Source organism: Bradyrhizobium sp. FW305-F6 (assembly GCF_058782905.1).
Genome location: NZ_JBYSYD010000006.1, coordinates 101,155 through 114,034 on the forward strand (window position 1 = coordinate 101,155; position 12,880 = coordinate 114,034).

Consider the following 12,880-nt stretch of genomic DNA (forward strand, 5'->3'; position numbering starts at 1 on the left):
CCTTCGCGGCACCGTCCGGGCTTCGCAAGACCTAGCTGTCTGGATTGACCATGCGCGCCTCCTCCCTGAAATCGCTCCGCTTTGCCGCCGTGCTCGGCCTCATGTTCGGAGCGCTGTCGCTCGGCGAGGCCAAGGCCGCCAATCCGCTGGAGCTGAATTTCTGGCTGAGCGGGCCGCGTTATGACGGTGCCGTTGCTCCTTGCGACTGGGCCCTGCCGAGGATCGTGCACGAGTTCGCCGAAAAGGAGTCCACGTTCTGGAATTCTTCGTTGCAGATCACCGGCTTCTCCGCCGTTCGCGAGACCGCGTTCCGGCCCTGGCAGTCCGACAACATTCCGCGCCGCTATTGCAGCGGCGAGGCCATGCTCAATGACGGCAAGCCGCGCAAGGTGCATTTCTCGATCATCGAGGATGGCGGCTTTGCCTCCTACGGCAACGGTGTCGAATGGTGCGTCGTCGGCGTGGATCGCAACTGGGCCTACAATCCGGCCTGTCGGGCCGCAAAACCCTGATTCGGGTTGGTCTGGCCCGCGACGCGGCGGGCCGCCTGAATTTTGTTCTTGAAATGTTCTCATCGCCTGCTAGGCTCGCTGCACAGTCTAGTTGAGGGGCGTCGCCATGTTTCATGCCAGATTGCATTCGTTCTCCCGCCTCGTGATCTCGCTGACTTTGTCGCTGATCCTGTCCGCAAGCCTCGCCTTCTTCGGCAGTGACGCACGGGCCCAGGACAAGCGGCAGAACGCGCCGGGCGAGTTCGACTTCTATGTGCTGGCGCTTTCATGGTCGCCCTCGTTCTGCGAGGAAGCGGCCGAGCGCGGCGGCCGCTCCCAGATGCAGTGTGGCGGACGCCCCTATGCCTTCGTGGTGCACGGGCTGTGGCCGCAATATGAGAACGGCTTCCCCGAATATTGTCAGCGTCCGGCACCGCGGCTGAACCGCAACATCGTTTCCTCGATGCTCGATTTGATGCCGGCGACGGGCCTGATCTTCAACGAATGGGACAAGCACGGCACCTGCTCGGGCCTCGAGGGCCGGAGCTATTTCGAGACGATCCGCAAAGCACGCGCCGCGATCAAGATCCCGGCCGAATATCTCGATCTGTCGCAGGCCAAGACCGTCGCGCCGGCGGAGGTCGAGGAGGCCTTCGTCAAGGCCAATCCCGGCCTCAGCAATGCCGCCGTCTCGGTCACCTGCAACCGGACGCGGCTCTCCGAGGTCCGCATCTGCCTGAGCAAGGACCTGCAATTCCGCGCCTGCGACGAGATCGAGCGCCGCGCCTGCCGCCGCGAGCAGGTGACGATGCCGCCGATCAGGGGCGGTTGAGGCCGACTTCCCAGATCGTCATTCCGGGGCGCGCAAAGCGCGAGCCCGGAATCCTTGGCCAGCATAGCCCGCGGTAAAGTGGATTCCGGGTTCGGTGCTGCGCACCGCCCCGGAATGACGGGAGTTGCTTTCATCGCGCGATGTCGTAACTCTCCGCCATGAACTACCGCCACGCCTTCCACGCCGGCAGCTTCACCGATGTCATCAAGCACATCGTGCTGGCGCGCATCCTCACTTATTTGCAGGACAAGCCGGCGGCGTTCCGCGTCATCGACACCCACGCAGGCGCCGGCCTCTACGATCTCGAGGGTGAGGAGGCACGCCGCGGTGGCGAATGGCTGACCGGCATCGCACGGCTGATGCAGGCGCGCCTGTCGAATGAGAGCGCGGCACTGACCAAGCCCTATCTCGACATTGTCCGAGCCTACAATCCGAAGGGCGAGCTCAGGGCTTATCCGGGCTCACCGCTGATTGCGCGCGGCCTGCTCAGGCCGCAGGACCGGCTCGTCGCCTGCGAGCTCGAGCCCAAGGCGCGCAAGGCGCTGATCGACGTGTTGCGCCGCGACGAGCAGGCGCGTGTCGTCGATCTCGACGGTTGGTTGGCATTACCGGCCTTCGTACCGCCGAAGGAGCGGCGCGGGCTCGTGCTGATCGATCCGCCGTTCGAGGCCAAGGACGAGTTCGAGCGGCTGAGCGAAGCGTTCTCGGCGGCCTTCGCGAAATGGCCGACCGGTATCTACGTAATCTGGTATCCGGCCAAGAGCCGGCGCGCCACCGACACGCTGGTTCAAACGGTCGCGCGGCTCGCAGCTGCAGCAAAGCCGCCGGGGAAATGCTTGCGCCTCGAATTCAGCGTCGCGCCGCAAGCCGGCAGCGCTGCCCTCACCTCCACCGGACTCCTGATCGTCAATCCGCCCTATACGCTGCAAGGGGAGCTCAAGACGATCCTTCCCGAACTGGAGATGCCGCTCGGCCAAGGCGGAGCTGCCAGATTCCGATTGGAAGTGCCCAAGCCATCGCCGTAACAGCCCGGCATTCTTGGGAAAAATATGCAGTACCGGTAGTCAATCTGTGAAGAACCGTATTATGCTGTTTCCGTGACTGGCTTTACGTTCCGCTTCCGCGAATGGTTGCGGCGGAGTGAAGGCCCTAAGAAAGATCCCGTCGGACCGATAAGGTCCGTCCAAGGATGGCCAGCTCCCGGGCTCCGTAAGGCCCGGTCATGCCGTGACGTGAGTCTGCGTCGCGGCGGAGGAGCAATGAGGGGGAGTTTCCCGATGGCCATGACGGGAACGGTCAAGTTCTTCAACGGCGAGCGCGGCTACGGCTTCATCAAGCCCGACGACGGCGGTCGCGATGTCTTCGTTCACATCACCGCGGTGGAGCGGGCGGGACTGAAGGACCTTGCCGAAGGACAGCGTATTACTTTCGAGGTTGAGCCGGACAAGAAGGGGAAGGGACCAAAGGCGGTCAATTTGGTGATCGTCTCCTAGAGCCTTTGCCGTTCCGATCGAATCGGAACGGCGCTCTAGACTCTCGTATTTGACGCGTTTTCTTGACGCGAACCGGCGTCCACTTCGCTCGAAAACGCTCTTGCGAAACTGGCGTAAAAAAATCCCGGCCGCGAGCGGCCGGGAGGCTGGTCCGGTATTTTCTTCTTTGGATATCAGAAGCGGTAGTTCACGCCTGCGCGGACAACGCTGGCGCTGTAGCCGTTTGACACGCCCGTGATTGCGAACTGGCTGGTCGACAGATCGATGTAGAGATATTCGAGCTTGGCGCTCCAGTTCGGCGCGAGGCCCACTTCCGCGCCGGCACCGATGGTCCAGCCTGCGGTTGTGTGCGACTCCGACCAGCCGAAGGTCTGCGCGCGCAGCTCGCCGAAGGCGAGACCGGCGGTGCCGTAGAACAGCACATTGTTGAACGCATAGCCGGCGCGGCCGCGCAGGGTGCCGAACCACGGATTGGAGAACTTCCACGGCGCAAAGGTGTCGTCGGCGCCCGCTGCCTGGATGTCGCCCTCGACACCGAACACCCATGGGCCGTTCTGGAAATTGTAGCCGGCCTGCACGCCGCCGACGAAGCCGGACGGCTTGGTGGGGTTGTTGTCGACCGAGCCCCATCCATAGCCGATGTTGCCGCCGAGATAGGGACCTGCCCAGCTATAGGCATTGAGCGGCTGGTTGACCGTATAGGGCGCCCGCTGCCCGTAACTGAGATCGGCGGCCTTTGCCGAAGCTGTCCAGCCGGCAGCAGCCAACGCGGCTGCGCCCACAACGAGCCTCTTCATCACTCACTCCAACGCAACTGCCGCAACCCTTGCGATGCCTGCGCCGCCGCGCCGGCCCCCGTCGCTTGGTTACGGAACCAAGAACCTTTCGCGTAGGATTTATCGAGAGTTTTAAGTTAAAGGGCTGTTAAGTCGGGTTACCGCGCGCTTAACAGACTTAAGGAAGTGTTACCGGGAACTGGCCTCCATCTCGGGCGCGCCGCCTGCCCGGAACTTCAAATCGGCACCCCCAGCGCCTAAATTCGCCCCATGGTTCACGATTCCTCCGACAATCCGGACGACCACGCGCGCAAGTCGCCGCCGGCCGCTGCGGGCGATGCGCCGCCCGAAGCGCTGGCCGCGCCCGACGTCGACCCCGCAGCAGCCGGGGACGACGAGGACGATGCGCTGCTGCCGGATATCCTGGAAGAGAGCGGCGCCGTCGGGGAGGGCCCGCTCGCGACCGGGCACGAGGCGATCGAGCGCGCGGTCCGCCTCGCGCCGACATCGCCCGGCGTGTACCGCATGCTCAACGCCAATGCCGACGTGCTCTATGTCGGCAAGGCCAAGAACGTCAAAAAGCGCCTGTCCAGTTACGCGCGCCAGAGTGCGCCGTTGCCGGCCCGCATCCTGCGCATGATCGCGGCCACCGTCACCGTGGAGATCATCTCGACCACCACCGAGACCGAGGCGCTGCTGCTGGAGGCCAACCTCATCAAGCAGCTGCGGCCGCGCTTCAACGTGCAACTGCGCGACGACAAGTCGTTTCCCTATATCCTGATCACCGGCGACCATTGGGCGCCGCAGATCCTGAAACATCGCGGTGCGCAGACCCGCCCCGGGCGCTATTTCGGCCCGTTCGCCTCCGCCGGCGCGGTCAACCGCACCATCACGGCGCTGCAGCGCGCGTTCCTGATCCGCTCCTGCACCGATTCCTTCTTCGAGAGTCGCACCCGGCCCTGCCTGCTCCACCAGATCCGACGCTGCGCCGGTCCCTGTACCCGCGAGATCGATTTCGGAGGCTATTCGACGCTGGTGCGCGAGGCGAGCGACTTTCTCTCCGGCAAGAGCCATGCGGTGAAGCAGGAGCTTGCCGGCGAGATGGAGAAGGCGGCGGGTGAGCTCGAATTCGAGCGCGCCGCGCTGTACCGCGACCGCCTCGCCGCGCTCTCGGCGATCCAGTCGCAGCAGGGCATCAATCCGCGCACGGTGGAGGAAGCCGACGTTTTCGCCATCCACCAGGAGGGCGGCTTCTCCTGCGTCGAGGTGTTCTTTTTCCGCACCGGACAGAACTGGGGTAACCGAGCCTATTTCCCGCGCGCGGAAAAGACCTATACCCCCGAAGAAGTGCTCGGCTCGTTTCTCGCGCAGTTCTACGACGACAAGCCGCCGCCAAGGCACATCCTGCTCTCGCACGAGATCGAGGAGAGCGAACTGCTCGCCAATGCGCTCTCGATCAAGGCCGGCCGCAAGGTCGAGGTCACCGCGCCCAAGCGCGGCGAGAAGAAGGAGCTCGTCACCCACGCGCTGACCAACGCGCGCGAGGCGCTGGGCCGCAAGCTCGCGGACACCGCCACCCAGAGCCGCCTGCTCGACGCCATGGCCGCAACGCTGAGCCTGCCGCATTCGCCCAAGCGCATCGAGGTCTACGACAACAGCCATATCCAGGGCACCAATGCGGTCGGCGCCATGATCGTCGCAGGCCCCGACGGCTTCGTGAAGAACCAGTACCGCAAGTTCAACATCAAGTCGGAAGGGATCACGCCCGGCGACGACTTCGCCATGATGCGCGAGGTGCTGGAGCGCCGTTTCAAGCGCCTTATCAGTCCGCCCGAGGACGCCGGCACCAAGGAAAGCAACAAGGCCAGGGACGACGATTTCCCGCAATGGCCCGACCTCGTGATCATCGACGGCGGCCGCGGCCAGCTCAACGCCGTGCGCGAGATCTTCGCAAATCTCGGCCTCACCCAGGTGTCGCTGATGGCGGTCGCCAAGGGACCGGACCGGGATGCCGGCCGCGAGACCCTGTTCATGCCGGAGCGCGAGGCGATCAAGCTGGAGCCGCGCGATCCCGTGCTCTATTTCATCCAGCGCCTGCGCGACGAGGCCCACCGCTTCGTCATCGGCTCGCACCGCAAGCTGCGCAAGAAGGACATCCGCGAGGCCGGTTTGCAGGAAATTCCGGGCATCGGCCCGTCACGCAAACGTGCCCTGCTGCATCATTTCGGGACCTTGAAGGAGATCGAACGGGCCTCGATCGCCGATCTCGGCAAGGTTCCGGGGGTCAGCGCGGAGAGCGCCCGCAGGATTTTCGAGTATTTCCATCCGCAGCCGGGATGAATTAAAGGGGGATCGCAGTCATATGATCGTCGTGTCCGCACCTCATTTGGAGAGTGGAACGGTTGACCTTCAGGCTTGAGCGGTATTGGTAGCACGGATGAACATCGCCACCACACGAGGGACCACCAGCCGCGCGATGTCCCTCCCCAACATCCTGACCTATGGCCGGATCGCCGCGATCCCGGTCGTGGTCGGGTGCATCTATGCGCAGTCGATCCTCGATCAGCCGCTCTGGCTGCGCTGGCTCGCGGTCGCCATCTTCATTGCCGCTGCGATCACCGATTACCTCGACGGCTACTATGCGCGAATCTGGAATCAACAATCGGCCTTCGGCCGGATGCTCGATCCGATCGCCGACAAGTTGCTGGTCGCGTCCTGCCTCTTGATGCTGGCGGCCGACGGCATCATCCACGGCTGGTCGCTGTGGGCCGCCATCGTGATCCTGTGCCGCGAGATCCTGGTTTCGGGCCTGCGCGAATACCTCGCTGCGCTCCGAGTCAGCGTTCCCGTGACCAAGCTTGCGAAGTGGAAGACCACGGTCCAGCTGATTGCGATCGGCTTCCTGCTCGCCGGTCCGGCGGGTGACATCGTGGTACCCGTCGTCTCGATGATTGGCCTCGCTCTGCTGTGGGCCTCGGCGATTCTCACCATGTACACCGGATACGATTATTTCCGAGCCGGCATCCATCACCTCATCGAGGAGGACGAGGGATGAAGGTGAAGTATTTCGCCTGGGTGCGCGAGCGCGTCGGCAAGGCGGAGGAGACGATCGAGCCGCCGGCCGGCGTGCGCACCGTCGAGGAGCTGATCGCCTGGCTGTCCGCCCGGAGCGAGGCCTATGCCTATGCGTTCGAGAAGCCGAAGGTGATCCGCGCCGCGATCGACCACGCGCATGTCAAATCGGACGCTGTGATCGCAGGCGCCCGCGAAATCGCTTTCTTCCCGCCGATGACTGGTGGCTAGGCCATGGCATCGCCTGACACCGCCTGCCCCGTCACCATCCGCATCCAGGAGGCTGATTTCGACATCGCCCGCGAGATCGCCGTCCTGACCCAAAGCCGGACCGACATCGGCGCCGTCGTGAGCTTCTCGGGCATCTGCCGTGCCGATGAGGACAGCGCCAAGGTCGCCGCGCTGACGCTCGAACATTACCCCGGTATGGCCGAGGAAGAGATCAGGCGCCATACCGACGAGGCCGTGTCGCGCTGGCCGCTGAACGGAATCACCGTGATCCACCGCGTGGGCCGCTTCATGCCGGGCCAGAACATTGTGCTGGTGCTGACCGCCTCGCAGCACCGCCAGGCCGCGTTCCAAGCGGCCGAGTTCCTGATGGACTATCTCAAGACCAACGCGCCGTTCTGGAAGAAGGAAGAGAGCGCCACCGGCACCGGCTGGGTCGTGGCCCACACCCGCGACGACGAAGCCGCCGCACGCTGGACCAAACCCTGATGGCAAAAGCTGCAAAAAAGTCCGCGCGCGGCCGCGCCGCGCCGCAGCTTGCGAAGGTGCGGCCCGGCGAGCTCCTCACCCTGCTCGACCTCGTCCGGTATGCGGTGAGCCGCTTCGTCGAGGCCAGGCTCGCTTTTGCTCACGGCACCACCGATCCAGTGGCGGAAGCCGCCTTCCTGGTCTGCGAGGCCCTGCATCTGCATCCCGAGCAGCTCGACACCTTCGCCAACGCGCGCGTCACCGCAGCGGAAGGCAAAGCCGTCCTCGATCTCATCCATCGGCGCGTCACCACCCGCAAACCGGCCGCCTATCTCGTCAACAAGATCTATCTGCGCGGCCTGCCCTTCTATGTCGACGAGCGCGTCATCGTTCCGCGCTCCTTCATCGGGGAGCTCCTGGATTCGCATTTCGGCAGTGAGGGCGAGGCCGGGTCGCTGATCGACGACCCCACGGCGGTCGCGCGCGTGCTCGACCTCTGCACGGGATCGGGATGCCTCGCGATCCTCGCCGCGCATCGTTTCCCGAACGCCACCATCGACGCCGTCGACATCTCCAAGGGCGCGCTCGAAGTCGCCGCGCGCAATGTCCGCGAATACGGCCTCGAGGACCGGATCAGCCTCCATCGCGGCGACCTGTTCGCCCCGCTTGGCGGCAACAGATACGACCTGATCATCACCAACCCGCCTTACGTCGATGCCGAAGGCATGGCGGCGCTGCCGCCGGAATGCCGCGCCGAGCCGAAGCTCGCCTTCGACGGCGGCGCCGACGGCCTCGACGTGGTGCGCCGGATCCTGCGCGAGGCGCCCGACCACCTGACGCCGGATGGCGGGCTGATCTGCGAGATCGGCCGCGGCCGGGAATTGGTCGACGAGGCGTTTCCGGAGCTGCCGCTGCTCTGGCTCGACACCGAAGATTCCGAGGGCGAGGTGTTCTGGGTCGCGGCCGCCGATCTCGGCTGATTCATCACGGCGGACCGCGCGCAGTCGGAACAAGTCAAATAGCGCCACGTTCATCCCCCGATAACTTTCTCGCTCTCGGAGGATGTCCGCATGCTCGCGCCATCGGGCGAATTGCTGCGCGCCGGCATGGCGCTCAAGGTCAACCATCTCAAGCGCGCCGCGCAATCGTATATGCGTGACCGCACCAGCCAGGCCACGGGGCGGGTCACGTCCTATGCGGTCGCGGCCGGCCTGTTCGCAGCCGCTGGATTGTTCGCAATCGCGACTTTCTTCGTCGGCCTGATTGCCCTGTATCGCTGGGTGGCCATCACCTATGGGCAGTTCTGGGGTTTTGGCGCCGTCGGCGCGGTGCTGCTCGTGCTGGCCGGGATCTGCGTCGGCGTCGCCATGTCCATGATGAAGCGGCCGACCAAGCCGATCGTGCCGCTGGCCAGCCGAATGCGGGTAGCCATTGCCAGCCCGCGGATTCCCCGCGGTACGGTCAAGCAGGCCGTCAAGGAGGTCGCGACGTCAATTCCCCTGGCACCCCTCGGCCCCGGCGAGCGCGGCCATGGCAGGACCGCCTGGCATGGCAGGACCGCCTGGTCCGTCCCGACCAGCAGGCCTGTGCAACTCGGCCTCATGCTCGCGGCGATTGGGCTGGCGGGGTTCACAGCGGCGCGGCGAAGGCGTCACAACCAGAGGCAGGACGACTGAATGCCGCCGCGGCGCTCCGATCAGGTGGACTCCTGGGTGCTGGTGGCGGCGACGGCGCTCTTCGTGCTGACCGCGGAGCGCTACTTCAGGGATTCCGGCCTGATCGGATCGGGGCCTCCGCAAGAGCACCGGAGAGGGGAAGCGAATTCCCCTGAAACGCACCCGGCCGGTGCGGCGCTGCAGCCCGGCCGAGGCCGCAAGGCGAAAAGTCCCTTCGAGATCCCCTGGGCAGGCTGGAAGGACATCTTCTGGCGGACCTACCAGCGCATCGACGACGATCGCCTGCTCGCGACGGCAGGCGGCGTCGTCTTCTTCGGCCTGCTTGCGATCTTTCCGGCCGTGACCGCGCTCGTGTCATCCTATGGCTTGTTTGCCGACCCCGCGACGATCAGCGCCAATCTGCATACGCTCGCGACCATGCTGCCCGAAGGTTCCTTCCAGATTGTCGAGGAGCAGGTCGCCCGCGTGGTGTCGAACGGCAATGCGACGCTTGGTGTCACGTTCCTGTTTGGCCTGCTGCTCGCGATCTGGAGCGCCAACGCCGGCGTCAAGGCGATCTTCGACGCCCTCAACGTCGCCTACGAAGAACGCGAGAAGCGCAGCTTCATCCGGCTCAACATGGTGTCGCTGGCCTTCACCGTCGGAGGCATCGTGGCGCTGCTGTTGATGGTGGGGGCCGTCGTCGCCTTCCCGCTGGCGCTTGATCATCTCGGCATGGCGCCCGAGAACAAGGTGATCGTGGCGCTGGCACGATGGCCGCTGCTGTTCCTGATCCTCCTCGGTGCACTCGCCATCCTCTACCGCTTCGCGCCCAGCCGTGACGCGCCACGCTGGCAATGGCTGAGCCTCGGCGCCTTGATCGCCGCGCTGCTCTGGATCGCCGGGTCGGCCCTGCTGTCCTGGTACCTCTCGGAATTCGCCAATTACAATGCGACCTACGGCTCTTTGGGCGCTGCGATCGGCCTGATGACATGGATGTGGATGTCGGCGATCGTCATCATGTTCGGCGCCGAGCTGAATTCGGAGATCGAGCGGCAGACGCTGCAAGACACCACCACCGGGCGGCCGAAGCCGCTCGGCACCCGCCAAGCCGTCTCGGCCGACACGGTCGGCGCCAGCGCGCCATCCTGACCGGTGCGGCCAGGCAGGAGCCTGCCTGACCGCATCTCGTGCGCCGTCAACGCTTGGTGATCACCGCTTCCAGATATTCGCTGTGCACCACGATCGTGCCGTCGTCAGCATGGTTGAACTCCCCGAGCAACGCCAGCAGATCGCGCCGCAGCGCGGCCTGGCCGCTGTCGTCGAGCGCGGCAAACGCCTTCAGCGTGGGTCCGTAGAAGGTCTTGAAGATTTCGAGCCAGTGGTCCGGCGAGCGATAGCGGAACACGAACATGCGCGGCTCGGCGGCGATGTCCGCGGCGACCGCGCCGAACATCTCCTCGAGCCGTGCGGTCGTGCCCCACAGCGCCGGTGATTTCACGCCCGCCGGCGGCGGCAGATGCTTGCCGATGGTCTTGAACAGCTGGCCGATGAAGCCTTGCGGCGTCCAGCTGGCGATGCCGATCTTGCCGCCCGATTTGCAGACCCGCGCAAGCTCGGAAGCCGCCTGGTCCTGATCCGGCGTGAACATCACGCCGAAGGTTGAGAGCACGACGTCGTAGCTGGCGTCGGCAAATGGCAGGGCTTCGGCATCCGCCTCGCGGAAATCGACAGCGAGATGTTCGGCCGCCGCGCGCTCGCGCCCGCGCTCGAGCAGCGCCGGCACGTAATCGGTGGATGTGACGTCGCACCAGCGCCGCGCCGCCGCCAGCGTCGCATTGCCGTTGCCGGCGGCGACGTCGAGCACCTTGCTGCCGGCGCGCAGGTCGATGGCCTCGCAGAGCTGTTCGCCGACGATCTGCAAGGTGGTGCCGACCACGGCATAATCGCCCGACGACCAGGCGCCATGCTGGCGCTGCTTGACGGCGGCAAGGTCGGCTTGGGCGGGGGCCGGCTTGAGGGCGGCGGATGTCGACATGGCAATCTCCTGCGGTTGAAAACGCCGGAACGATACGGTGCATGCGGCTCGCTGACCTTGAGAGCGGCATTATTTTACGCTGAGAGCGCCTTGATTTCCGCACGGGATGCCGGCCAATCCGGCCCCCGGCCGCAACCGCCACCTCGGAGCTTTTCGCCGGCGGATCCGGCATGGCTGCAGGACAGCCACTATCCCCTCGAATCAACAATGATGTTAGGGTCATACTTGCCAAGGGAGCATGAGGCGTCACGAATTTCGCGCGCGACCCGTGTTTTCCCGGGTGAGGCAGTCAGCTCTTGAGGCATAGCGCGCGGCATGATTCGCATTTCGACGATCTTCATCGCCATCTGCATGGTCCTGGTCGCGGCCTCGCTCGGGCTCGCGCTCTATTCCGTCGCCGGCATCAGCGGAACGGAATCGGCGATCGTGGCGCTGACCGCGCTGACCTTCCTGATCCTCTACAACGCGGTGTCGATGCGGCTGCGCGACCGCACCGACGTCGGTGGCCAGATCACCGACCTCTCACGCGGCACCGCCGACCTCGCCCGCCAGGTGGCCGAGTTCGGCCGCCGGCTGGCTGCGATCGAGGGACGCATCGCCTCGTCCAATTCGACCAACTCCGACCGCATCCACTCGGTCATCGGCGAGATCAACGAGCTGGGCGGATTGGTGAGGCAGCTCGCCACCACCGTGTCGGCCCATGAGGACCTGCTGGCCGGTAACACGCCGGCGCCGGGTCCCGCACTCGTGACGACGCCAGAGCCAGAGACGCCGATCGATCTGGCTGCTCCCTTCGAGGAGAAGCCGGTCGCCCCTCCTGTGCTTCCCGCGCCGACGCCAAGCCTTATGCCAAGGCCGACGCCAAGCCCGGCGCCGGCCGCTCAGGCCCAAACCGCCAGCCCGGTTCACGCCGCCAATGGGCGCAACCAGACCCAATTGCTGACGACGCTGCACAATGCAATCGACGAGAACCGCGTCGACATCTTCCTGCAGCCGGTCGTGACGCTGCCGCAGCGCAAGGTACGGTTCTACGAGGCGGTGACGCGCCTGCGCGACGAGCGCGACCAACTGCTTGCCGCCGAGGAGTTCATCAGCATCGCGGAAGCCTCCGGGCTGATCGGGCGCATCGACAACATGGTGATGCTGCGCTGCGTACAGGTGCTGCGGCGCCTGATGGTGCGCAACAAGGACGTCGGCGTGTTCTGCAACGTCGCGGCCTCCACGCTCGGCAATTCCACCACCTTTGCGCAATGCCTCGACTTCCTCGAAGCCAACCGCGCGCTGGCGCCTTCGCTTGTGCTGGAGTTCAAGCAGTCCACCTTGCGCAATCTCGGCCCGGCCGAAACCGAGAATCTCGCCGCATTGGCGCAGCGCGGCTTCCGCTTCTCGATCGACCATGTCACGGATCTGCGCATCGAGCCGCGCGAGCTCGCCGACCGCGGCGTGCGCTTCATCAAGGTGCCTGCCACCTTGCTGCTCGATCCCAAGCAGGCCCCTGCCTCGGACATCCACCCGTCCGACCTATCCGACCTGCTCGGCCGCTTCGGTATCGACCTCATCGCCGAACGGATCGAAGGCGAGCGCGCAGTGGTCGACCTGCTCGATTACGACGTGCGGTTCGGACAGGGGTTCCTGTTCGCGCCGCCCCGGCCATTGCGGCCCGAGGGAGCATCTGCTACCGCCGGGGCCGCGCCGAACCAGGCGAAAGACATTCAGGCTCCTCATGGCTCCGCGACACAAAGCTCAGGCGCGACGTCTTCTGCGCCTCCGCCACAACGCATCACCGGGAACGCGGCGCTCGCGCGCCGAATCTAGCCGGCCGCGCGC

General features: G+C 65.3%; 14 protein-coding genes. 12 read left to right on the forward strand and 2 right to left on the reverse strand.

Going from position 1 to position 12,880, the window contains the following annotated elements:
• The first annotated feature begins 50 nt into the window (after positions 1-50).
• The 4 genes from AC3WLX_RS30855 (at position 51) to AC3WLX_RS30870 (ending at position 2,816) form a co-directional block, all read left to right on the forward strand.
• Positions 51-512, forward strand: coding sequence for a hypothetical protein (locus tag AC3WLX_RS30855; RefSeq protein WP_492338763.1), 462 nt, complete (start codon positions 51-53; stop codon positions 510-512).
• 106 nt (positions 513-618) lie between these two features.
• On the forward strand, positions 619-1,323 hold the full coding sequence (locus AC3WLX_RS30860; RefSeq protein WP_492338764.1) for a ribonuclease T2 family protein: 705 nt from the start codon (positions 619-621) through the stop codon (positions 1,321-1,323).
• 158 nt (positions 1,324-1,481) lie between these two features.
• Complete coding sequence (locus AC3WLX_RS30865; protein WP_492338765.1) at positions 1,482-2,348, forward strand: 23S rRNA (adenine(2030)-N(6))-methyltransferase RlmJ; 867 nt, start codon at positions 1,482-1,484, stop codon at positions 2,346-2,348.
• A gap of 252 nt (positions 2,349-2,600) precedes the next feature.
• Complete coding sequence (locus AC3WLX_RS30870) at positions 2,601-2,816, forward strand: cold-shock protein (RefSeq protein ID WP_063986700.1); 216 nt, start codon at positions 2,601-2,603, stop codon at positions 2,814-2,816.
• Between the two features lie 173 nt (positions 2,817-2,989).
• Here AC3WLX_RS30870 and AC3WLX_RS30875 read toward each other — a convergent pair whose 3' ends face one another.
• Entirely contained in the window at positions 2,990-3,613 is a 624-nt protein-coding gene (locus tag AC3WLX_RS30875) for an outer membrane protein (RefSeq protein WP_291624679.1), read from the reverse strand.
• A 249-nt stretch (positions 3,614-3,862) separates the two neighbouring features.
• On the opposite strand from AC3WLX_RS30875, the gene uvrC reads away from it, so the two are divergent.
• From uvrC to AC3WLX_RS30910, 7 genes are all read left to right on the forward strand, one after another.
• Positions 3,863-5,932, forward strand: coding sequence for an excinuclease ABC subunit UvrC (gene uvrC, locus AC3WLX_RS30880; protein WP_492338766.1), 2,070 nt, complete (start codon positions 3,863-3,865; stop codon positions 5,930-5,932).
• 97 nt (positions 5,933-6,029) lie between these two features.
• On the forward strand, positions 6,030-6,647 hold the full coding sequence (gene pgsA / locus AC3WLX_RS30885; protein ID WP_291624676.1) for a CDP-diacylglycerol--glycerol-3-phosphate 3-phosphatidyltransferase: 618 nt from the start codon (positions 6,030-6,032) through the stop codon (positions 6,645-6,647).
• Positions 6,644-6,895 (forward strand): molybdopterin converting factor subunit 1, encoded by a 252-nt coding sequence (gene moaD, locus AC3WLX_RS30890; RefSeq protein ID WP_492338767.1) that lies wholly within the window; start codon positions 6,644-6,646, stop codon positions 6,893-6,895. The genes pgsA and moaD overlap by 4 nt, the downstream gene beginning before the upstream one ends.
• Before the next feature lie 3 nt (positions 6,896-6,898).
• Positions 6,899-7,381: a molybdenum cofactor biosynthesis protein MoaE gene (locus AC3WLX_RS30895; RefSeq protein WP_291624674.1), complete on the forward strand. Its 483-nt coding sequence runs from the start codon at positions 6,899-6,901 to the stop codon at positions 7,379-7,381.
• Complete coding sequence (gene prmB, locus AC3WLX_RS30900; RefSeq protein WP_492338768.1) at positions 7,381-8,340, forward strand: 50S ribosomal protein L3 N(5)-glutamine methyltransferase; 960 nt, start codon at positions 7,381-7,383, stop codon at positions 8,338-8,340. The genes AC3WLX_RS30895 and prmB overlap by 1 nt, the downstream gene beginning before the upstream one ends.
• Before the next feature lie 90 nt (positions 8,341-8,430).
• On the forward strand, positions 8,431-9,036 hold the full coding sequence (locus AC3WLX_RS30905; RefSeq protein ID WP_492338769.1) for a phage holin family protein: 606 nt from the start codon (positions 8,431-8,433) through the stop codon (positions 9,034-9,036).
• Positions 9,037-10,167, forward strand: a complete 1,131-nt coding sequence (locus AC3WLX_RS30910; RefSeq protein ID WP_291627421.1) for a YihY/virulence factor BrkB family protein — start codon at positions 9,037-9,039, stop codon at positions 10,165-10,167.
• A 46-nt stretch (positions 10,168-10,213) separates the two neighbouring features.
• Here AC3WLX_RS30910 and AC3WLX_RS30915 read toward each other — a convergent pair whose 3' ends face one another.
• The gene (locus AC3WLX_RS30915; RefSeq protein ID WP_291627423.1) at positions 10,214-11,053 is read right to left on the reverse strand and encodes a class I SAM-dependent methyltransferase; all 840 of its coding nucleotides are present in this window, start codon (positions 11,051-11,053) and stop codon (positions 10,214-10,216) included.
• A gap of 315 nt (positions 11,054-11,368) precedes the next feature.
• On the opposite strand from AC3WLX_RS30915, the gene AC3WLX_RS30920 reads away from it, so the two are divergent.
• Complete coding sequence (locus tag AC3WLX_RS30920; protein ID WP_492338770.1) at positions 11,369-12,868, forward strand: EAL domain-containing protein; 1,500 nt, start codon at positions 11,369-11,371, stop codon at positions 12,866-12,868.
• Positions 12,869-12,880 lie beyond the last annotated feature (12 nt).

Coding starts and splice junctions, on each gene's coding strand:
- AC3WLX_RS30870 (WP_063986700.1), top strand. CDS start 2,601: ATGGCCATGACGGGAACGGTCAAGTTCTTCAACGGCGAGCGCGGCTAC.
- AC3WLX_RS30920 (WP_492338770.1), top strand. CDS start 11,369: ATGATTCGCATTTCGACGATCTTCATCGCCATCTGCATGGTCCTGGTC.
- AC3WLX_RS30910 (WP_291627421.1), top strand. CDS start 9,037: ATGCCGCCGCGGCGCTCCGATCAGGTGGACTCCTGGGTGCTGGTGGCG.
- AC3WLX_RS30855 (WP_492338763.1), top strand. CDS start 51: ATGCGCGCCTCCTCCCTGAAATCGCTCCGCTTTGCCGCCGTGCTCGGC.
- uvrC (WP_492338766.1), top strand. CDS start 3,863: ATGGTTCACGATTCCTCCGACAATCCGGACGACCACGCGCGCAAGTCG.
- AC3WLX_RS30860 (WP_492338764.1), top strand. CDS start 619: ATGTTTCATGCCAGATTGCATTCGTTCTCCCGCCTCGTGATCTCGCTG.
- AC3WLX_RS30905 (WP_492338769.1), top strand. CDS start 8,431: ATGCTCGCGCCATCGGGCGAATTGCTGCGCGCCGGCATGGCGCTCAAG.
- prmB (WP_492338768.1), top strand. CDS start 7,381: ATGGCAAAAGCTGCAAAAAAGTCCGCGCGCGGCCGCGCCGCGCCGCAG.
- AC3WLX_RS30915 (WP_291627423.1), bottom strand. CDS start 11,053: ATGTCGACATCCGCCGCCCTCAAGCCGGCCCCCGCCCAAGCCGACCTT.
- AC3WLX_RS30875 (WP_291624679.1), bottom strand. CDS start 3,613: ATGAAGAGGCTCGTTGTGGGCGCAGCCGCGTTGGCTGCTGCCGGCTGG.
- AC3WLX_RS30865 (WP_492338765.1), top strand. CDS start 1,482: ATGAACTACCGCCACGCCTTCCACGCCGGCAGCTTCACCGATGTCATC.
- AC3WLX_RS30895 (WP_291624674.1), top strand. CDS start 6,899: ATGGCATCGCCTGACACCGCCTGCCCCGTCACCATCCGCATCCAGGAG.
- moaD (WP_492338767.1), top strand. CDS start 6,644: ATGAAGGTGAAGTATTTCGCCTGGGTGCGCGAGCGCGTCGGCAAGGCG.
- pgsA (WP_291624676.1), top strand. CDS start 6,030: ATGAACATCGCCACCACACGAGGGACCACCAGCCGCGCGATGTCCCTC.